A 21,514-nucleotide genomic window follows, 5' to 3' on the forward strand; every position below is an offset into this window, starting at 1 on the left:
TTCATGAGATGAGCGAACGACAGGAGGACTTCGTCCCCCCGAACCTCAGCCCGCGCGGGCTGAGGTTGCAGCCGACCGAACTCGCCGATGGCGTGTACGCGCTGATGGCCAACCAGATTCCCAAGGACAACAACGGGCTGATCGTCGGCGACCGCGCCGCGATGGTGATCGACTCAGGCATCACCCCGGGCGTCGGCCGCTACCTGCAAGAGGTCGTCGCCGATCTCACCGACAAACCCGTCCGGTACTTGGCCAACACCACCTTCCACGGAGACCACACGTTCGGGAACGCCGCGTTCGGCGACGACGTCGCGCTGGTCTCCTCCCGGCTGAACAAGGCGTCGATGGCGACGATCTCGCTGGAGCACGAGAAGGCTCTGCGGCTCAGCAGCATGTACGGCGACGAAGGCCTGGACGAGGTCGTCACCTGGCGGCAGCCCGACCTGGTCTTCGACCGCTTCTGCGAGATCGACCTCGGTGGGCGCGTTGTCCATCTGTGGCATTTCGGGCCCGGCAATGGATCAGGCGACACCGTCGTCCACGTCCCGGACGCCAAGGTGGCCTGGGTCGGCAACTTCCTCCGCCACCACGGCATCCCGCCGATGCTGCTGGCCGGCGATCCGGTCGGCTATGCGCGCTCCATCCAGGCGCTGAAGGCGACCATCCGGGTCGACACGCTCGTCCCCGGGCACGGGCCGCTCGCCGCCGCCGAGCCTGGTATCGCCTGGCACCTGCACTACCTGCACCAGGTCGCCGCATCGGTCTCCCGGCTGCGGGACGAGGGCGCGAGCGTCGAGAAGGCTCTCGACGAGGTCCTGCTGGACGACCCGCTGCCGCTGTCGGAGGTCGTCCCGGACGCCGCCGCCGAGGAGAACGACCGGTTCGCAGCGCTCGTGCGGTCGAACCACAGGCTGAACGTCCTGCTGACCTATCGCTGGCTGGCGGGTACCGCCGCTGCCGGTCACGGAGGCTGACATGCGGATTGAGAACACCTTCACAGTCCCGGTCGCGGTGGATGAGGCGTGGGCCGTCCTCCTCGACGTCGAGCGGGTCGCGCCCTGTATGCCGGGCGCGACGCTCGAATCGGTGGACGGCGACGTCTTCACCGGCCGGGTCAAGGCGAAGGTCGGGCCCGTGACCCTCACCTACAAGGGCCGGGCGGAGTTCACGTCCCGGGACGCCGCGACGCGCACGGCGACGCTCACGGCCAAGGGCAAGGACGCCCGCGGCGCCGGCACCGCCGCAGCGGCGGTCACCGTCCGGCTCGCCGGCGAGAACGGGATCACCCGGGTCCAGGTGCACACCGACCTGGACATCACCGGGAAACCCGCGCAGCTCGGACGCGGCGTCATCACCGATGTCGGCAACAAGATCATCGGCCAGTTCGCGGACGCGCTGGCCGAGCAGCTCACCGCCGAACGCCCGGTGGCGGACCCGAGGGCCGCTGCGGCGGCGCAGACGACGGCATCCCCGGCGGGCGCGGGCGGCGGGAGGCATGCCCGCCCGGTCGACGACTCGATCGACGTACTGGGGCTTGCCGGGCAGTCGCTGCTGAAGCGCCTGCTCGCAGCGCTCACGCGCCCCTTCCGGCGGCGCCGCCCAGCCCAGGAGAGGAGCACCTCATGACCCGCGGAACGACGGTCACCGAAGTCCGCACGGACTTCCTGTCCATCCCGCTCGACCGGCCGCTCGTCACCGCGGCGTTCCCCATCCCGGCGATCGACACGGCCCTGGTGCGGGTGCGGACGCGCGACGGCCACGAGGGCGTGGCCTGGAGCTTCGCCTTCGGCCGTGGCCGTGTCGCCTCCCTCGTCGCCTTCATCGAGGACCTCGCCAAGTCCCTCGTCGGCGAGGACGCCCTCGCCATGGAGTCCCACTGGCGGCGGATGTCGAACGCATCCGGGTTCATCGGCCGCAGGGGCGTCGCCGCCCTGGCGATGTCCACACTGGACACCGCCTGCTGGGACATCGCCGGACAGGTGGCAGGACTCCCCGTGCACAAGCTCCTCGGCGGGTCCCGTACACGCATCGAGGCTTACGCGAGCCAGGGCCTCTGGCTCGACCGGACAGTGGACGAGCTCGCCGCGGAGGCGCGGGACCTGGTCGACCAGGGCTTCACGGCCGTCAAGATGCGGGCCGGGCTGCCCGACCCGCGCGAGGACGTCCTGCGCGTCCGTTCGGTGCGCGAGGCCATCGGCCCGGACGTGAAACTCATGATCGACGCCAACCAGGCGTGGGACCTCAAGCAGACCCTCCGCATGGCCCGGCTGTTCGAGGAGCACGACGTCTTCTGGCTGGAGGAGCCCATTCCGCACGGCCAGGTCGAGGACTACGCGGTCGTCGCCGCGAAGATCCCGATGCCGCTGTGCACGGGCGAATCGAACTACTTCAAGGACGAGCTGCTGTCGCTCGCCCGCACCCGGGCCGCCGACTACGTGATGCCCGACCTGATGCGCATGGGCGGCGTCACCGAGTGGATGAAGGCCGCGCACGTCTGCGAGGCGTTCGGGCTGCCCGTCACCCCGCACCTGTTCATGGAGCACTCGGCGCATCTCGCCTGCGCCGTGCCGAACGCGGTGTGGCAGGAGTACCAGCCCTGGTGGCAGCCGATCATGGAGGAGCCGGTGCGGATGGTGGACGGCCACATCGAGCTGTCCGACACACCCGGCTTCGGGATTCGGCTGGATGCTTCCGCCGTCGACGAGTACCGGGTCTGAGGGCTTCCGTGACCTTTCTCGACCTTGTGATCGCCGGCGGCACCGTCGTCACCTCCGCGGGCCGCCGCCGCGCCGACGTCGCCGTGAGCGACGGCCGGATCGTCGGACTGAGCAACGGCGGACTGTCGGCGCAGCGGACGGTCGACGCCTCCGGGCTGCTCCTGCTTCCCGGAGGCGTCGACACCCACGTCCATCTCATGGACCCCGGCGCCACTGACCGGGAGGACTTCCCGCACGGTACCCGCGCCGCGGCGGCGGCCGGGACGACGACCGTCATCGAGCACGCGCACGGGAACCCCGTCCGGACATGCCGGGACCTCCGGGCGAAGATCGACCATCTTGGCGGGCGCTCCAACGTGGACTTCGCTCTCGCCGCGCACGCCTGGCCGGGCGCGGAGCAGGAGGTCGCGCCGCTGTGGGAGGCGGGCACGGCGTTCTTCAAGGTATTCACCTGCACCACCCACGGCGTGCCCGGTCATGACGCAGCCGCCCTGTGGCGGCATCTGCGCGCCAGCTCCGCCGCCGGCGCCGTGAGTCTGCTGCATTGCGAGGACGAGTCGCTGACCGAATCCGCCGGCGCCGTCCTGCGGGACGAAGGCCGCGGTGACGGCGGACTCATCCCGCAGTGGCGAAACCGCGAGGCCGAGGTCGTCGCCGCGATGGTCGCGGGAGTGCTCGTGCGGAAGGCCGGGGCGCGGGCGGCCGTCGCTCACGTGAGCCATCCCGAGGTCGCCGAGTACCTGCATCGGGAACGCGAGTGCGGCGCCCGCCTGTTCACCGAGACCTGTCCCCAGTACATGCTGCTCCGTGAGGACGAGGTCCTGGAGCACGGCCCGTTCCGCAAGTTCACGCCGCCGGCCCGTGCCCGGCACGACGCCGACGAGCGGGAGATGTGGCGGCTACTCCGTGACGGCCTGCTCACCCATGTCTCATCCGACCACGCTCCCTCGACACGGGAGCAGAAGACCTCCGGCGGCATCTGGGACGTCCACTTCGGGCTCCCGGGGCTGGACACCACGATGCCCGTGCTCCTCGACGCGGCCGCCCGGCAGATGATCGCTTACGAGGACGTCGCGCGACTGTACGCGGAGGTCCCGGCCCGGCTGTACGGGCTGTGGCCCCGGAAGGGCCGCATCGCACCGGGATTCGACGCCGACATAGCCCTGGTCGACCCGTCCCGTGAGTGGACCGTCCGCGACGCCGGCGTCCACTCCAAGGCCGGCTGGACGCCCTACGCCGGCCGGACGCTCACCGGCCGCGTCGTCCGCACCTACTTGCGCGGCGAGGTCGTCGCCGAGAACGGCGAACCCGCCGACGGGCGCACCGGCCGATTCCTCCCCGGCCCTGGCCTGCGGCCCGGCTGACTCCGGATCCCCGTCCCAACAGAGGAATGGACCATGAAGTTCGACGGCCGACCGCTCGCGTGTGGAGTGGACGTACGTCGAGCACAACGACTCGACATTCGAGGGCCGACACTACCGGTTCCAAGTTGCGGGATGGGCGTCGAGCCTTTCTGCGGCACGCTGTTCGTCGGCAACACGGTCGGAGAGATGGTCGACCAGAATCGACTTCCGCTCGGCACGTTCTCCCGGCCTTTCCGGCTTAGGCCAGTCCAGGGAGCCGGTCCTGTAGGGAGTGCGTCTGCGGGCCTTGGGGTTTGCCTCCCGGGTCGCCTGGCCCGGACGCCCGCGATCGTGCTCGCCGTCGCCGTGCTCATGCTGGTGACCCACCTGCCCGTCTTCGACCCAGGCGGGGTCGCCGCACTGAACCGGCACGGCGGGTACGTCAGCGCGGGTGCCGCGACGGGCGGGTACCGGCGCCTCTGGACGGATCCCGAGCCATGGGGCTCGCCCGGGGCGCGGCGGCGGTCCAGGCTCGTTCCATGACGAACTCCCGCGCATACGGGGAGTCCAGAGCGCCGATGCCGCCCGAAACGATCAGGATGCCGTGACCTGCGGAGGTGCCGCTTTTTCGGCGCTTGGGAAGGCGTCTACCGATACTCGATAAGGCGTCATGTCGATGCTCTTTCGTGGCACGATCGGTCCGTGCGCGAGTGAAGACTCCTTGACATCGCGCGACCGCCTGCTTGCATACTGAACCGTCTTGTACGCCCGCTTCGGGAGGTGGCATGCGCCGGTTTCAGGCCACGGCCGTAGTGCTCATAATCACGGCCATGATGATGCTGACGCCGCACTCTGTGTTCGCGTCCACAACGGCGAACTACAAGATATGGCACTGGAACATCGCCGGCCATGCCATTCACAAGGGCCTTACCAACACGGGCATCATCGAGGCCATGCGCGGATCCATCGGCGGTCGCAATCCAGACTTCGTGTCGGTCAACGAGATGTGCTACAGCCAGTACCGAGCGCTGATCGAGGAACTGCGCGGGATAGGGTGGCCGGAGGACCCCACTAACTTCGCCCGCTTCGAGACAATGCGGCCTAGTGGTCTCTGTGCCGGTACGGCGTACGGCATGGCGATCTTCAGTCGCCATGCGCTGGGTGTTTCGATGCGCTACACCCTGCCCTACGACGGGACGGACAAGGAACGCAAGTTGACGTGTGTACCCCCCAAATCTCAGCCGTCGGTGAAGTTCTGCACGACCCATCTCAGTATCGTGACGGAGTACAAGGGCCCGCAAGCTGATTACGTGCACAACGTCCTCGAGGGATTCCGCACCGACGGTGACACCGTCATCATCGCCGGAGACTTCAATCTCTTCCCGAATGCCTCCGTGTTGAACAAATGGTATTCTCCCGCCGTCGACACTCCCAGTAACCCTAACAACTACGGCTCCTATCACGAGTTGGACGACCAGGCCCAGGAGTGCCCCGGCTGGGGGGAGGCGACCACCGAGGAGGGAAGTATCTCGGACTACTCCTGCGGCCAGTACTGGAAACTCGACCTGACATTCGCCAACGCCGACCGGCTCATCTCCTACGACGCCGACGCGCATCCGATCGGCGACTTCTGCGGCGCATACCGTGACCGGCCCTGCTCCGACCACAGGATCCTGACCTCCAACGCGACGGTGACGATCGGGTAACCGACCGGACGCCGGCTCCTGGCCGCCTGCCGCACGCGGTGCCGTGCGACAGGCGGCCGGTCCGCTGCCGTGGGGAAGCGGGCCATGCCGCGCGGACGAACGAACGCCTGCCGGGTCATCGCGATGCTGTGCGTGGAATCCCCGCGGAAGACGTGAGTTCTTCACGGGTGCGGGCCATGGCCCTGTCCCAAAGGCGTCGGATACGTTTCCGGATGCCAGGCCCCGGTGGGGCCTGCGGCTGCTTCCCCTGGGAGAGGTCGATGCTGGACAGAATCGTCGGAGTTTCGCGGCGGGCACGACGGCTGCGCGGATTTTCCACACTTCTTTTCTTTGCGCTTTTGGTGGGTCTTATCGCTGGAGGGACGGCATCGGCCGACGACCTCTCGCTCCCGAAATTGCGCGACGAGAAGCCCGTGCGAGTCGAGAAGGTACGTCACAAACCGCTCCGGCGTGTCGATCAGGCGGCCGGGAACGCATGGGAGAGGCCGCGACCGGCGGCAATGCCCAAGCCCGGCACCGCGCAGGGAGCGCTTCCGGCCACCGCCGGGCAGGCGACCAGACTGGTCGCGGGCTCCCTCCCCGTGTGGATCGGGAAAGCAGCGGGAGGCCGAGGATCCGCCGCCCAAGCGGGGCCCGCCGGGGCGCAGGTGCAGGTGCTCGGCCAGGACGCCGCGCGCAAGGCCGGTGTCCAGGGGGTCCTGCTCGCGGTGCGCGGCGTGGGCGGCACCCCGGGAGGTGTCGGCCTGAAGCTCGACTACCGGGGCTTCCGGCACCTCTATGGGGGCGACTGGGCGTCGCGCTTGAACCTCCGCCAGCTGCCCGCCTGCGCTCTGACCACTCCCGGCACCAAGGGCTGCGGGACGGGCACCCTGATCCGGGCGGCCAATGATCCCAAGGCCGGCACCCTCTCGGCCGCCGTGCGACTCGCGAAAGTGGAGCCGAAACCGGCCAGGGGAGAGAGGGCCGCGGCGCCGGTGACCGGAACCCGCTCGGCGGTGACCGGGTTCGCGGCCGAGGAGGGCACGGTACTCCTCGCGGTCACGTCCGCGGCGTCCGGTGCGACCGGCGACTTCACGGCGACGACGCCGAGCGCCTCCGGAGGCTGGACCGCCGGTGGCTCCACGGGCGCGTTCACCTGGTCCTACGACCTGGCCTTCCCCGAAGTGCCCAGCGAGTTGGACCCGGAGTTGAACCTGTCGTACTCCTCGCAGTCGGTGGACGGCCGGACGGCGTCGACGAACAACCAGGCCAACTGGATCGGTGACGGCTGGTCCATGGAGGCCGGCTCGATCACCCGCCAGTACGTGGCCTGCGACGACGACAAGACCGACGGCAACAACTCGGCGCTCAAGGTCGGCGACCAGTGCTGGAAGACCGACAACGCCACGGTCACCTTGAACGGCTCGACCCAGGAACTGGTCAGGGACGACGCCACGAAGCAGTGGCGTCTCAAGGACGACGACGGCACCAAGGTCGAGAAGCTGGCCGACACGCAGCGGGGAAACGGGGACGACAATGGCGAGTACTGGCGGCTGACCACGCCGGACGGCACGCGCTTCTACTTCGGCTACAACCGGCTGCCCGGCTGGGCGAGCGGCAAGGAGGAGACCGGCTCCACCTGGACGGCCCCGGTCTTCGGCAACCAGTCGGGTGAGCCCTGCCATGCGGCCACCTTCGCGGCATCGTGGTGCCAGCAGGCATGGCGGTGGAACCTCGACTACGTCGAGGACCCGAGCGGCAACGCGATGGCCTACTTCTGGGAGAAGGAGACCAACCGCTACGGCTTGAACGTCAACGCGGACACCGGGAAGGGCACCGACACCACGTACGTGCGCGGCGGCTACCTCAAGCGGATCGATTACGGGCTGCGGTCCGACGCGGTGTACGCGGCGAACGGGGCGGCGGCGGTGGCCGAGTTCGGCGTCTCCGAGCGCTGCCTCACCGACTGCGGCACCTTCGACAAGGCCCACGCCGCGAACTGGCCGGACGTGCCGTTCGACCAGTACTGCACGACAGCCGCCGCGTGCACCAGCTACTCACCCTCCTTCTGGACGCGCAAACGGCTGACTTCGATCACGACCAAAGTGCTGGTCGGCTCCGCCTACGAGAAGGTCGACTCCTGGGCGCTGACCCACCAGTTCCCCTCGCCGGGGGACGGCACCGACCCCGCACTGTGGCTGGCGTCCATCACCCGCACCGGCCACGGCGCCGCCACCCCCGTCACGCTGCCGCCGGTGACTTTTCAGGGCCAGCAGTTGAAGAACCGCGTCGACGGTGCCGTCACCGACCCCGTACCGCCGCTGGTGCGCTACCGGGTGTACGGGATCGAGACCGAGACGGGCAGCACCGTCGGCGTCACCTATTCCGCCGAGGACTGTTCCGCCGCGGACCTGCCGTCGCCGTCGACCAACACCCGCCGCTGCTATCCGGTGGTGTGGTCACCGCCGGACGCCCCTGCCCCCGACTACAAGCCCTACCAGGACTGGTTCCACTCCTATGAGGTCAAGGAGGTGCTGGAGTCCGACAACGTGGGCGGCGCCCCGGTGAAGACCACGTCGTTCTCCTACCTCGACGGCTTGTCCTGGGGGAAGGACGACGACGAGCTCACGAAGAGCGAGGAGCGCACCTACAACAAGCGGCGCGGCTACGGCAGAGTCCAGGAGCGCGTGGGTGCGGGTTCCGACGCCAGGACTCTCACCGAGCACCGCTACTTCCGCGGGATTGATGGCGCCCAGGTCGCCGACGGGGAAGGCAACACGGCCGCCGACCACGAGGCGTTCGCGGGGATGACCCGCGAGGAGGCGACCTACGACAAGGACGGCGGCCGGATCGTCGACGCGGCCGCGTCCACACCCTGGCGTTCGGCCGCCACGGCGACCCATGCCCGCCCCGGGCTGCCGGACCAGGTCGCGTACAGGGTCGGCACCGCGAGCGAGACGACCAGGGAACTCAAGGCGGACGGCGGCTGGCGGCGTGCCAAGGTCACCAATACCTTCGACTCCATCGGCCAGGTCATCGCGGTCTCCGACAGCGGCGACCTCGCCGCGTCCGGCGACGAACGCTGCGTGACGACGTCCTATGCGCGGAACACGGCGGCGAACATGCTCGACTACGTGTCCGAGGTGCGGACGGTCGCCAAGGGGTGCGGTGACGACCCGGACCTGCCGCGGGATCTGATCTCCGTCGAACGCACCTACTACGACGGATCCGGCACGCTCGGCGCGGCCCCGACCAAGGGCGACGCCACCCGCAAGGACGAGCAGGACGGCGAAGGCACGGGCTACATCACCACCGAGACCAGCACATACGACCGGTACGGGCGGCCACTGACCTCCACCGACGCATCCGGGACCACGACGACCACGGCGTACACGCCCGCTACGGGAGCCGCTCCGACCCGCACGACGGTGACCAACGCGCTCGGCCACACGCACACCGTCCTGGAAGACCCCCGGCGCGGTGCCCCGGTGGCAGAGATCGATGCGAACGGAAGGCGTTCCGACGCCGAACTCGACGCGCTCGGCAGGGTCGTCCGCGTCTGGGAGCAGGGCTGGCCCAAGGCCGACCACGCCGACCAGCCGTCGGCGCAGTACACCTACACGGTGGCCAAGACATCGCCGACGGTGGTCGCGGCCAAGACGATCCAGCACGACGGGAGCTACCGGAGCGCCTACACCATCTATGACGGGCTGCTGCGCGAGCGGGAGTCGCAGGTGCCGGCGATCGGCGGCGGCAGGATCGTGAGCGAGACCCTCTACGACACACGGGGTTTCGCGTGGAAGACCTACAACGGCTACTACACCTCCGGGAACCCGTCCGGCACGCTTGTCAAGGCGTCGGACAACACGATCCCGAACATGACCGAGAACGTTCATGACGGCCTCGGCCAGGTGGTCGCGGCGATCAGCCGCAAGTACGGGGAGGAAACACGGCGCACGACGACCGCCTACAGCGCCGATCGCGTGACCGTGACTCCGCCCCGGGGCGGAATCAAGCAGACCACTGTCACCGACGCGCGGGACCGCGTCGTCGAACTGCTGCAGTACACCGACCCCGCCGCGGGCACGGCCCAGAAGACGACCTACGGCTATGAGAAGCACGACCAACTCGCCACGATGACCGACCCGGCGGGCAACACATGGACCAACACCTACGACGCCCGCGGCCGCAAGATCACCGCGAAGGATCCGGACAAGGGCACCGCCCGCTTCACCTACGACGACACCGATCAGCCGGTCACCGTCACCGATGCCCGAGGCGTGACGCTGACGACCAGCTACGACGACCTCGGACGTAAGACCGCCCTGAAACAGGGATCCATCGTGCGGGCCACCTGGACGTACGACACCCTCCTCAAGGGCGAACTGTCCTCGAGCGCCCGCATCGACCACGGTGAGACGTACACGACCACCATCGGCGGCTACAACGACCGTGACCAGCCCACGTCTCTCACCATGACGATCCCGGTCGGTGGCGGAACCGAGTCGTATGCCTACTCCTACGGCTACAACACCTACACCGGGCAGCGGGAATGGGTGCTGCGCCCGGCGGCCGGCGGGCTGCCCTCCGAGCGGGTGACCACCGTCTACGGCGAGGGCGGCCTGCCGAGCCGGACCACTGCCGGACAGACGATCGTCGTCGGCGGCACCGTGTACGACTCGTACGGCCGGATACAACGCACCGAGCACGGATCGTTGGGCTCCAAGGCGTACAGAACGCTGGACTATGACGAGCACACTGGGGACCTGGTCCAGCAGATCATCGACCGCGACACCGCCCCGCAGCGCGTCGACGACACGTCCTACCGCCGCGACCCCGCGGGGAACATCACCTCCATCGCGACCGTCTCCGGCTCGGGCGACGGCCAGGTCACCGACAGGCAGTGCTTCAAGATGGACGCGCTGCGGCGGCTCACAGAGGCATGGACGACCACGGCGGGAGCCTGCCAGGAGGAAGGGCCTTCGGCTTCCGTGGTGGGCGGCACAGAGGGCTACTGGCACTCCTACGAGTACGACGCGGTGAGCAACCGCAAGAAGGAGACCAGGCACGCGGTCCCCGGCACCGCCACGACCGAGGACACCGTCCGCACCTACACCCTTCCCGCGGGCGGGGCCGACCGCCCGCACGCCGTCACCGCCGTGGACAACCAGGGCGGTGCGGCCGACGGGACGCGGGACGCCTTCGGCTACGACGTGGCGGGCAACATGACGGACCGCAAGGCCGGGAACCGGGAGCAGAGCCTGACCTGGGACCCCGAAGGCCGGCTCGCGAGCGTCACCGAGGCGGGCAAGACCACCAGGTACGTCTACGACGAGAACGGCGAGCGGCTGCTCACCCTCGGCCCCGACGGAGCGAGGACCCTCTACCTTCCGGAGGGCGACGAGCTGACGACCGGTTCGAACGGTGCCGAGAGCCTCACCCGCTACTACTCCCACGGCGGCGGGACCGTCGCGGTCCGTACCGCCGCCGGCCTGTTCCACACCTTCTCCGACCATCAGGGCACGTCGCTGACCGCCGTCCGGGCCGGCGACGGCCAGGGCGTCATCCGCCGCAGGCAGCTGCCGTTCGGAGGGGACCGCACCGAGCGGCCCACCGGCTGGCCCGGCACCCGCGGCTTCGTGGGCGGCGTGGAGGAACCGACCGGCCTGACCCATCTGGGCGCCCGCGACTACGATCCGGCGCTGGGGTCGTTCCTCTCCGTCGACCCGCTGATCGACCCTCAGGATCCCGCCCAGACGAACGCCTACGCCTACGGTGCGGGCAGCCCGGTCACGTTCTCGGACCCCGACGGACTACGTCCGATCGGGCCGACCGACCGCGGCTACCTCAGCGGCGGCGACGCCGACTACGACCGAAAGCGCCGCCAGAAGTCCCGTTGGACGTACAGCCGCAAGAGGGGCTGGGGCTACGTCGTCACGAAACACCACAGCACTTACAGCTACGGAAGACCTTCAAATGGGCGGCGATATGTGTACAGGCGGTCCCTGTCGGTCACTTATTGGAGCAAGGGCGGCACAAGCGTCAGCTATAGCGGAAGCTGGGCAAGGCAAAAGGCGCAGCAGCGCGCCGCGGCCAAGAAGAGGCAGAAGAGCAACACAATCTGGGGAAAGATCAAGAGTGGCGCGGGCAAGGCCAAGAAGGTCGGCGCCAAGGCAAAGGACATAGGCGCCGACGCGGGTAAGGCAATAGGGCGCGGAGCTGAGAACGCCGGCAAATGGGTCTGGAAGAACAGGAGCACGATCGTCACCGTGGGGGCGACGGTTTCGTGCATAGCTCCCGGCGTCGGATGGGCGACCTGCGTCGCCGCTCAGAGCTTCGCGTACGGGGTTCGATCATCGGAGAGGATCTACGAGCAAGGATTCGACGCCTCGCTCGAGGATAACGCCGTTGACATGGTCTTCACGATCTCTTCGCTCAAGATCACGACCGCGATGGAGTACGCCAAGTTCGGACAGCTCAGCCGGTGGCGCAGGCCTCCTCACATTCAGAACCTCGCCCCTCCGATCTATAGACCTTCCGGCTGGCAGATGAGGGGGCCGAACGCCACGGGAGTCGGGGCCTGGCACGGTGTATACACCCTTACAAATGCGGTCCCTGCAGGACTCAATGCTTTTCGAAATTACGGCTGAAATATTCCAGAGGAACGTGTATGAGAAAAGTGCGAATCGCGACGGAAGGCGCTTCGCGACGTCGAAGGAACATCGCGGCAGCGCTCTCCCTTGGGATTGCCGCAGGACTTCTCCCGGCTCTGACCTCAGCGCTCGGCATGCCGCTGCGCGTGGACGCGGCCGCCGAGACCCTGTCGCCGTCCGGGACCGGCCGACAGGGAACGAACGCGGAAGAGTCGGCGGCACTGGCGAAGGCCAGGCAGAGCGGTGCGCGGGTCGAGGTGATGGGGAAGCGGACCGAGACCTCACAGGTGTTCGCCAATCCGAACGGCACGTTCACCCAGGACAGCTACGTGGTGCCGCAGTGGGTGCGGCAGGGCGGCAAGCTGGTGCGGATCGACACCACCCTGCATAAGAACAGCGACGGCTCACTATCGCCCAAGGCCGCACAGATCGGCGTTCGCTTCTCCGGGGGCGGCGCAGGTCCGCTGGTGACCGTGGTCCGGGATGGGCGGTCCATGTCCTGGACCTGGCCGAAGCCGCTGCCGGCGCCCGTGGTGGCGGGCGACACCGTCACTTACCCGGGTGTGCTGAAAGACGTGGACCTGAAGCTGCAGGCGAACTCCGGAGGCTTCGGCCAGCTCCTGGTCGTGAAGAACGCGCGAGCGGCTGCCGACCCGGCGTTGAAGGAGATCACCTTCGGCGTCAAGACGAGCGGGCTCACGGTCGGCGCCGACGAGCACGGGAACATGAGCGCCAAGAACCCCGCCGGTCAGACGGTCTTCGCCTCCCCGACACCATTGATGTGGGACAGCACCGTGGCCGCGCCTCCGCCGGGCGCTCAGCGGACCGGACCGCCGCGGACCGACGAGTTCGAACAGCCGTACGGCGCGCGAAACGCCAGGATGGGACTCAAGGCAGGGGGCGGCAAGCTCTCCCTTACCCCGGACGCCGAGATACTCAAGGGCAAAGCCACCCGCTACCCGGTGTACATCGACCCGTTCGTCTCCGGTGCGCGCGAAGCATGGACCATCGCCTACAAGAAGTATCCCGATGCCACGTTCTGGAACGGCGCCGGCTGGGACGGCGGATCCAAACTCGCCCGGATCGGCTATGAGAATGAGACGAACGGGCTGGCCCGCTCCTTCTTCCGCATGGACTCCAACAACCTGTGGAACACCAACAAGGTGATCAAGGGCTCCACTTTCAGGATCAAGAACGTCTGGTCCTGGTCATGCACCGACAAGAAAGTGGAGGTCTGGCTCACCGGAGCGATCAGCTCGTCCACAAGTTGGAGCAAGCAGCCGACGTGGGCGGACCAACTGGACTACAAGGTCGAGTCCAAGGGCTGGAGCGCCGCCAACTGCCCGGCCGGCAACCTTGCCTTCGACGTGACCGCCGCCGCAAAGAAGGCCGTCACCAACAAGTGGAACAACATCACCCTGGGCATGCGCGCCAACTACCTGGAGGAGGACGACGTCTTCACATGGAAGAAGTTCGACGCCACCACGGCCGTCCTCTCCACGGAGTACAACACCGTCCCGAACGCACCGACGCAACTGGACACGGTGCCCAGCACCGATGGCTGCCATGTCGCTCCTCCCTACGCCCTGGTCGGCAACACCGACATCTACCTGACCGCGAAGGCCTCCGATCCTGACGGAGGCACGGTGAGCGCCCAATTCACGCTGTGGCCGTACGACCACTACGACAGCGGGGCCGGTGTCATCTTCGACCAGACCGTTTCGGTGACCTCCGGGACGGTGGCGAGGGTGAAGGTTCCAAAGACGACGCTCATCCCGCACCTGGACGTGGCCGACGGCAACTTCTCGTGGAGAGTCCGGATCAGCGACGGTTCGCTGTATTCGGCGTGGACGCCCATAGCAGGTTGCCGGTTCGTCTTCGACCCACTCCGCCCGAGCTCTCCGCCGGGCGTGGCGTCCCAGCAGTTCCCCGACGGCTCGGGGGGCTGGCCGGCCGGCACCGGGTCGGTCCGTACCGAGGGGACCTTCGCCGTCTCCAACGGCGGTGTCGACGATGTCGTCAAGTACGAGTACTGGACGAGCTGGGACTCCACGCACCGCACGGCGGCCCCCGCGTCCGCCGGTGGCTCGGTGGAGGTCAAGCTCACCCCGACCGTCGCCGGCCCCAACCGGGTCTACGTGAGAAGCCACGACCGGGCCGGGAACGTCTCCGACACCTTGACCTATCTCTTCTACGCCAACGGTCCGCGCGTCCCGGACAAGCCAGGTGACCTGAACGGCGACGGAAAAGCCGACATCTGGGGTGCGAACTCGGCCGGTGAACTGCGCCGCTTCTATGGCAACGGTGACGGCACCGTCTCCCCGGTGGCCGACGCCGCGAGTACGGACGGCTGGAACGGAACGAAGATCACCCACCGCGGGGACTGGACCGGCGACGGTTATGAGGACCTGCTCGCGCTGCGGCGGGACACCGCCCTGAACGCCGACCGGCTGTGGATCCATCCTAACGACGGCACCGGGTTCGCCTGCACCTCCTGCACGGGCGTGGGGAAGCAGGAACTCACCGTCTACGATCCCGCGAACGACCACTGGAAGGGAGGAGTCAGGCAGATCCTGGCCATCGGCGACGTCGACGGGCCGCTGGACGCCGACGGCGACGGAACCGTCGACGCCGAGGGCTTCCCGGACCTGCTGGTCAACACCGGCACGGCGCTGTGGCTGTACTACGGGTCGCCTGACTACCGGCTCGACTCCTACCGGGATCCCGTCCTGCTCGCCGCGGGCGACAACACCGGCCTGGACGACGTCACCCTGGCCGCGCCCGGCGACTTCACCGGCGACGGCCAGGTGGACATGATCGTGCGCTTCGACACGGCCGGCGGCCTGTACGTGTACGACCTCATCAACCCCGACGCGCCCGGTTATCCGGGTTATGTCGGGGCCGACCACCGGTTCCCGATCGGCAGTGGCTGGCAGACCTCCAACGCGCCCCTGCTCACCACCGCACCCGACGCCAACGGCAATGGCAAGCCGGACATCTGGGTCGTCGGGTCCACGGGAACACTCCGGGTCGTCGGCGACTACGACGCGAGCACCGGCTCCTATCATCCGGCCATGTCGAAGGTCGCCTCGACGGAGTTCACCGGCTACACCATCCTGGGGTAGCCGCCGGCCATGAGTCCGGGACGCCGGCCGGCGTCCCGGACTCAGTCCCGTGCGGCCGGTGCCGGTCCGCCGCCGGATCGGCCGGCCGTTCCGCGCCACCGGGTGCCCGCCAGGCCGGGGCGGGACCCGCGCCTGGCATCGGACACGCGAACGTGGCCCGCCTGGACGGCGGTGAAGCGCTGCCGGATCTGCCGGAACCAGCGGACGTTGATCGCGGGGCCCTGCAGCGGCGCTGCGCCCGCCCCGGCCGCGGAGCGCCGCAGCCCGGCGATGTACACGTCGAGCTGCCGATGGGCGAGGGCACGGTCCTCGGGCACGATGTCGCCGGGCAGCGGGCGGGACAGCCGCGTGATGGCGAACACGATGTCCCCCAGGACAACGTCCCCGCGCAGCGAACCGTCCGTTCGCGCTCTGGTCATCAATTCCTGGATGGGGTCGACCGGGTCGTCGCCGTTCTCCGCAAGGATCTCCTCGATCGTCAGCCAACCGGACATGATCGGCAGAATCGCCCAGAGTTCGATGTCGAGCGCGCCGTGCATGAATCGCCGGAGGGCCTCGAACGGCTCGTCCTCCTCCCGGGTGCTCGCCCGTGCGATGTCGTGGAGTTCGTTGAACGCGGCGACGACCTGGGCCCGGACGAGGTCTCCGCGGCTGGGGAAGTGGCGGTAGACGGTCGCGATTCCGACGCCGGCACGCCGTGCGATCTCCTCCATCGAAGCGGCCGGCCCTCGCTTCAGGAGGGCATCGCGCGCGGCCCGCAGAATCCGATCGCGATTGCGCAGCGCGTCCGCCCGCATGCAGTCCTCCCGTGAATCAGTGCCTTTCGACATCCCCGGCCGGTCCCGCGGCCGCTCGGAGCGGAGGATATCACGGACAATTTCTATCACTTCAGATGCAAAAGAGGGCATGTTCTAGGTGCCCTTTATACTGCGGTGGTAGAAGAAAGCCCTTTATTGGCGGGAGGGTGACCGTCGGGCGATGCGCAAGGCGACGAGTGCGGCTCTCCTGTCCCGGCCCTCCAGCACTTCCAGGCATCTTCCAATCCCGTCAGCGGCGGCCTCGTCCTTGCCATGCCGCCTGCCGTCCGGCTCGCCGTGGCCAGATTGGACGTTTCATGGGTTCACGTACTGAGGCCGTCTCCCCGGTTCCGCCGACCGCACCGGCACATTCTGGTACCTCGGTCGGGTTCGCGCACGGCATCGAGGTCACCGCGCCTCATCGGCCTCTCGCGGCGGGGCTCCCGTACCGGGCGGACGCCACGAGGCTGCTTCTGGCCGGGAGCCGCCCGTTGCTCCTGGACGGACTCTCCGCCATATTCAACGCCGCCGGCGGGTTCGACGTGGTCGTCGCCCCCATCACGGAACGGCCCCTGTGCACCGCGGCCCTCCACCACCGTCCGGCGGTCGTCGTCCTCGGACTGGTGGGAGTACTGGACGTGCGCGTCGTCGCAGCCCTCCGCCGCCTCAAGGCGGCCGCCCTCGACTGCAAGGTCGTCGTCGTCGCGACCGGGGCCACCGGCGGTGCGGTCCGCCGGGCGATGGACGCCGGGATCGAGGGGCTGCTGCCGATGAGTGCGAACGCGGCCGATCTCGTCATCGCCGTCCGGACCGTCGCCACAGGCGTGCCGTACCTCGACCCGGTACTGGAGCGCCTGGCCGGGGGCCCGGCCACCGGCCCGCTCACCGCGCGGGAACACGAGGTCCTGGCTCTGATGGCGCGGGGAGTGCACGCCAAGGAGATCGCCACGGAACTCGTCCTCTCGGTCGGAACCGTCCGCAACCACATCTCGGCGATCATGCGGAAGCTCGATGCGAAGACGCAGCTCGACGCCGTGCTCATCGCCGAGCACGAAGGCTGGATCGAACTGGTCGGCCGCAAGACCTCTCCCCGGTGCGATCCGGCCGGGTCGGTGACCCTTCCTTCCCCGCCACGGCGGCGGGCCGCCCCTGGGCAGGCCCGCTCATCTTCCGAGGCAGGTCGTCCGACAGATGCGTGACGCGCCCCACCCTCCTAGAGGCGCCGCATTCGCGCCGCATGCCTCGCCATGGTGCCATGGCGCGTCCTCGAAGGCGGGAATGCGACTGTCACCGGCCCATGTGCAGCATCTTCGCGCATGGGTTCAACTGGGGTACTGGACGGGCTGGGCGAGTGCGAAGCGCGGCTTCGCAGCCCCCAGACCCCAGCCCCCTACCCGTCGGACTGATCGTCCACGCGAACGAGCCTCCGGGGCGTGGTAAAGGTACGCGGGGAACTGCTGACACGAGTGCTGGCGACGAGTCTGGACGAGGTCGGAAGGGTGGACGGGTGAAGGCACTGGGGCGGCTGTTCCGGCGGCGCACGGACGACCTGGAGTCGATCCACGCGGAGATCACCGATTTCGGCGAGGCCCTCGCACGGCACTCATTCGTCCCGCAGGAGCACGGTACCGACGCTGCGGTGCTGGCTGACTACGAGCGGGCTCTGGACGCTTACGAGCAGGCCAAGCGGGAGATCGACGGTGCCCGCGACCGCGCGACCGCGGCTGGAGCGTTGTGGGCGCTGGACGTCGGCCGCCTCGCCTTGGCCGGAGTCGACGCTCGGCTGGCGGGGGAGGTGCCTCCGCCGCCCCGACCGTTGTGCTTCTTCGACGACCGGCATGGCCCCTCCACCGCTCGGGTCCGCTGGACGCCGCCTGAGGGTGCGCCGCGGATGATCGACGTGTGCGCCGCGGACGCGATCAGAATCAACGAGGGTACGCCCCCGATCGTCACCAACCGCCGGGGCGCCCGCGGGCCAGCGGTACGACGGGGGCATGCAAAGCGAGCGCCCTCCCGTGCCGCCAAGAATGTGGGCCAGTTCGATACGTGGCCACCCGATCTGGACGAGGCGCAGCGCGCCACGGGGCTGGGCGACGCCCTGGTCAAGCTGCGCAGGCCCGATTCGTGCGGCCCGGCCGTGCTTGTCGTCCGCGTCAATGGCCGTGCGTACAAGCGGGTCGACCTGGTGCAGCCGGCGATGCCGCTGCTGGGCCGTGAAGGTTCGGTTCGCGCCGTCGTTCCCGTGCCGGCGGACGGGAAAGCGGATGTTCAGGTGCGGATCAGGGCTGTGGGGTCCTGGTCGGCGTGGCTCCAGCCGGTGGACACCCTGCCGTTCGCATCCCGTCGGTTGGGGTCCAGGGGCACGTTCGTCTTCCGCTACCACGGCGGCCCCACGTCAGTCACCATGGAACACCAGGGCAAGCGCGGATTCTCCCTGACGGCGCTGACCGAGCGGCTCGACGAGGACGAGAGGGTGCTGTCGGGCAAGGGCGCCTCCGTTGCGCACGGATGGCTCGACGGCCCGGCACTCCTGCACGTCCAGGCCCGGGGCCAATGGACGATCACCTTCGGCAAGCCGTAGCGCCCGAGCGGCTGGACCGATCAGGCCAGCGGCATGGACCGCGCCGCTTCCGCCAGGCGCGGGGTCCTGGCGACACGGTGAACACTGGGATCGGCCCCCAGCGATCGGCTGTGGGCGGCACTGGAGGCGGCGGCGGTCGTCCGAGCGGAACTGGGCGCGGACGTCCCCATCTCGATGAGCCACGAGACAGGGACGCTCGGGCGCACCGCGGCCCTGGTCGACGAGGCAGCGGCCGTGTCAGGGATCGGGCCAGAGAGCCGGGCGGAACTGGCGGTTGTAGTAGAGCGTGGGGGTGCCTTCGCCGACCTCCGCGCGGTGGACCTCGCCCAGGAGGATGGTGTGGTCCCCGGCGGGGTAGCGGTCGCGCGTGCCGCATTCGAAGACGGCCAGCGCGTGGTCGAGGACGGGCAGGTCGCCCGATCCCGTGCCGAAGGGCAGGCCCGCGAATTTGTCGCCGCCGCGCTGGGCGAACCGCTCGGCCACCTGCTCCTGCCCCCGGTTCAGGACGTTCACGGCGAACCCGGGGGAGTCGAGGAACGCCTCGTAGCACTGGGCGGAGCGGGCGATGCAGACGAGTATCTGCGGCGGGACCAGGGAGACTGAGCTGAACGACGTGGCGGTGAACCCCCAGCGGCGTCCCGCGCCGTCCACGGTCGTCACGACGGTGACGCCGGTGAGGTAGCGCGACAGGGCGGCCTTGAAGTCCTGGACGTCAACGCTCATCGCCGGCTCCGGCGAACGGTGCGCGCAGGCCGAGCCGCTCCAGCCGGGGCAGCACCTCGTCGCGCAGGACGGGCAGGTCGTCGAGGTAGTTCACCATCGCGACGGCCATGCCGGTTAGGCCCGCGTCGCTGAACCGCTTGAACGTCTGCGCGACGTCGTCGGGGTCGCCCTTGACGAGGAAGGTGCCGCCGCCGCTCAGCATCCGCTCCCGGATGCGGTCGGCGACCTCCGGCGGCATCGACTTCTGGCCCTTGCCGAAGATGGTGCGCCTGACCTCCTCGGCGGCCTCCCAATCGCCCTTCTCATGGACGATGTGGTGGTAGTACTCCTCGGTCTCCTGCCGGGTCTTGCGGCAGATCAGATGGCCGCTGCCGTACAGGGGCACGGGGCGCCCGGCGTCGGCGCGGATGGCGGTGATCTGCCCGGCGAGGTCGTCGGCCGTCAGGATCGGCATGAACAGGGAGTCGGCGTGCCGGACGGCGAACCGGCGGCCCGCCGGAGACGAGCCCGCGCTGATCAGCATGGGGCGCCCGCCGCCGAACGGGGCGGGCCGGGCGCACACCCCGTTGAGGTCGAAGAACCGGCCGTGGTGGTCGAACGGCTCGGGCTCCTCCCAGAGGCGCTTGAGCAGCGTCGTCCACTCCTCGGTGTAGGCGTAGCGCTCGTCGTGGTCGCGCATCTCGACGCCGAACATCCGGAAGTCGGGTGCCGCCGACCCCGACACGATGTTCAGGCCGAACCGGCCCCCGCCGATGTGGTCGCAGGTCATGGCCTGCTTGGCGACGTACAGGGGGTGGACGAACGGGGTGTGCACGGTGGCGAACACCGTGATCCGCTCGGTCGAGGCGAGGATCCCGGCGGCCCAGGACATGGCCTCGTAGGAGTGGCCGTCGGTCGGCGACGCACCCTTCAGCATCCCCCACTGGGCGAGCGGCAGGATGAACTCCAGCCCGGCCTCGTCGGCGAGGCGCGTGATGGCGGCGTTGTTGTTCCAGGTGGCGTCCCAGCGCTTCTCGGAGGTCGTCTTGGTGAGGCCGCCCCAGACGTTCGGCGCGAACACGCCGAGCTGGAAGGTGTTGTCGCTTATGGTGCGCATTGGGGGTTCTCCCATCGTGGTCATGGACGGACGGCCCGCACGAAGGACTCGGCGAGTTCTCGTGCGGTGGTTCTTCGCTGGTCCGCGCTGGGCCGCTCCCCGGCGGCGGCCCTGGACAGCGCCTCGGCGGTGATCGGCCCCCCGAAGACCGACACGAGCAGGCGGTGGGGCAGGGGCCGGACCACGCCGCGGCGCACATGAACGTCCAGCCACCGCGCGATGAGCCCGACGCCCTTGACCACGTACGTCTCGCGGACGTAGCGCGCCAGCGGGCTGTGCGGGCTCGCCAGCGCCTCCGCCGCCATCGCGGCGATCGCCGGGGTCTCGTGGAGGGAGTCGAGGATGACGAGGTAGAGCGCCTGCGCGTCGGCGGCGAGGTCGTCCGAGGGGCGCGACAGCACGGCGGCCATCCGGTCCATGGGGCTGTACCGCGCGAAGACGGCGATCAGCAGCTTGTCGCGGCCGCCGATCTGCGCGTGGATCGCCTGGACGCTGCACTGCGCGGCCGCGGCCACGTCCTCCAGCGTCATGCCGCCGACCCCGCGCAGGGCGATGAGCTCGGCGGCGGCGGCGACCGCCCGGTCGGCGACGCGCTGCTGCGGCGCCTCCGCGACGCCGAGTTCGGCGAGCGCGGCGTCGAGCCGCCGGCGGCTGCCGATCTGGCGCAGCAGCGTCGACCGGGACACCCCGTGCAGCGCCGCGAGCTCCTCCAGGCCGAGCGCGCTCAACGGGCCCGCGCCGGCCTCCTCTGCCCTGGCCAGCAGCTGCCGGGCGACATCCTCAACCGAAGCCAT

14 protein-coding genes are annotated in these 21,514 nt (G+C 69.2%); 10 read left to right on the forward strand and 4 right to left on the reverse strand.

Features of this window, described 5'->3' with window-relative positions:
• Positions 1-8 precede the first annotated feature (8 nt).
• The 8 genes from AB0K34_RS07055 to AB0K34_RS07090 all read left to right on the forward strand — a co-directional run bounded on the left by AB0K34_RS07055 (position 9) and on the right by AB0K34_RS07090 (position 15,523).
• Positions 9-974 carry an MBL fold metallo-hydrolase gene (locus AB0K34_RS07055; protein WP_205719035.1) on the forward strand — a complete coding sequence of 322 codons (966 nt, stop codon included), beginning with the start codon at positions 9-11 and terminating at the stop codon, positions 972-974.
• A 1-nt stretch (position 975) separates the two neighbouring features.
• Positions 976-1,626, forward strand: coding sequence for an SRPBCC family protein (locus AB0K34_RS07060; RefSeq protein WP_138632265.1), 651 nt, complete (start codon positions 976-978; stop codon positions 1,624-1,626).
• Positions 1,623-2,717, forward strand: coding sequence for a mandelate racemase/muconate lactonizing enzyme family protein (locus tag AB0K34_RS07065; RefSeq protein WP_138632268.1), 1,095 nt, complete (start codon positions 1,623-1,625; stop codon positions 2,715-2,717). Before AB0K34_RS07060 ends, AB0K34_RS07065 begins: the two co-directional genes overlap by 4 nt.
• Before the next feature lie 8 nt (positions 2,718-2,725).
• Entirely contained in the window at positions 2,726-4,081 is a 1,356-nt protein-coding gene (locus tag AB0K34_RS07070) for a dihydroorotase family protein (RefSeq protein WP_138632271.1), read from the forward strand.
• Positions 4,082-4,411: 330 nt separating this feature from the next.
• Positions 4,412-4,603 carry a hypothetical protein gene (locus AB0K34_RS07075; RefSeq protein WP_138632274.1) on the forward strand — a complete coding sequence of 64 codons (192 nt, stop codon included), beginning with the start codon at positions 4,412-4,414 and terminating at the stop codon, positions 4,601-4,603.
• Positions 4,604-4,890: 287 nt separating this feature from the next.
• Entirely contained in the window at positions 4,891-5,766 is an 876-nt protein-coding gene (locus AB0K34_RS07080) for an endonuclease/exonuclease/phosphatase family protein (protein WP_138632277.1), read from the forward strand.
• A gap of 500 nt (positions 5,767-6,266) precedes the next feature.
• Positions 6,267-12,395, forward strand: a complete 6,129-nt coding sequence (locus tag AB0K34_RS07085; RefSeq protein ID WP_138632280.1) for an RHS repeat-associated core domain-containing protein — start codon at positions 6,267-6,269, stop codon at positions 12,393-12,395.
• 137 nt (positions 12,396-12,532) lie between these two features.
• Positions 12,533-15,523, forward strand: coding sequence for a VCBS repeat-containing protein (locus AB0K34_RS07090; protein WP_364546243.1), 2,991 nt, complete (start codon positions 12,533-12,535; stop codon positions 15,521-15,523).
• 41 nt (positions 15,524-15,564) lie between these two features.
• Here AB0K34_RS07090 and AB0K34_RS07095 read toward each other — a convergent pair whose 3' ends face one another.
• Positions 15,565-16,320: a helix-turn-helix domain-containing protein gene (locus AB0K34_RS07095; RefSeq protein WP_138632283.1), complete on the reverse strand. Its 756-nt coding sequence runs from the start codon at positions 16,318-16,320 to the stop codon at positions 15,565-15,567.
• A 491-nt stretch (positions 16,321-16,811) separates the two neighbouring features.
• Between AB0K34_RS07095 and AB0K34_RS07100 the strand changes: the two genes are divergently transcribed.
• Positions 16,812-17,519: a response regulator transcription factor gene (locus tag AB0K34_RS07100; RefSeq protein WP_240807046.1), complete on the forward strand. Its 708-nt coding sequence runs from the start codon at positions 16,812-16,814 to the stop codon at positions 17,517-17,519.
• 308 nt (positions 17,520-17,827) lie between these two features.
• The gene (locus AB0K34_RS07105; RefSeq protein WP_364546245.1) at positions 17,828-18,901 is read left to right on the forward strand and encodes a hypothetical protein; all 1,074 of its coding nucleotides are present in this window, start codon (positions 17,828-17,830) and stop codon (positions 18,899-18,901) included.
• A gap of 237 nt (positions 18,902-19,138) precedes the next feature.
• Here AB0K34_RS07105 and AB0K34_RS07110 read toward each other — a convergent pair whose 3' ends face one another.
• From AB0K34_RS07110 to AB0K34_RS07120, 3 genes are read right to left on the reverse strand one after another with little or no spacing between them, the layout of a single operon-like run.
• Positions 19,139-19,624 carry a flavin reductase family protein gene (locus AB0K34_RS07110; RefSeq protein WP_138632289.1) on the reverse strand — a complete coding sequence of 162 codons (486 nt, stop codon included), beginning with the start codon at positions 19,622-19,624 and terminating at the stop codon, positions 19,139-19,141.
• Complete coding sequence (locus AB0K34_RS07115; RefSeq protein WP_364546247.1) at positions 19,614-20,720, reverse strand: LLM class flavin-dependent oxidoreductase; 1,107 nt, start codon at positions 20,718-20,720, stop codon at positions 19,614-19,616. The genes AB0K34_RS07110 and AB0K34_RS07115 overlap by 11 nt, the downstream gene beginning before the upstream one ends.
• A 20-nt stretch (positions 20,721-20,740) precedes the next feature.
• Positions 20,741-21,514: a TetR family transcriptional regulator gene (locus AB0K34_RS07120; protein ID WP_138632295.1), complete on the reverse strand. Its 774-nt coding sequence runs from the start codon at positions 21,512-21,514 to the stop codon at positions 20,741-20,743.

The sequence above is a fragment of the Actinomadura sp. NPDC049382 genome (assembly GCF_040677125.1).
In the GTDB taxonomy this organism is placed as follows: Bacteria; Actinomycetota; Actinomycetes; order Streptosporangiales; family Streptosporangiaceae; genus Spirillospora; species Spirillospora geliboluensis.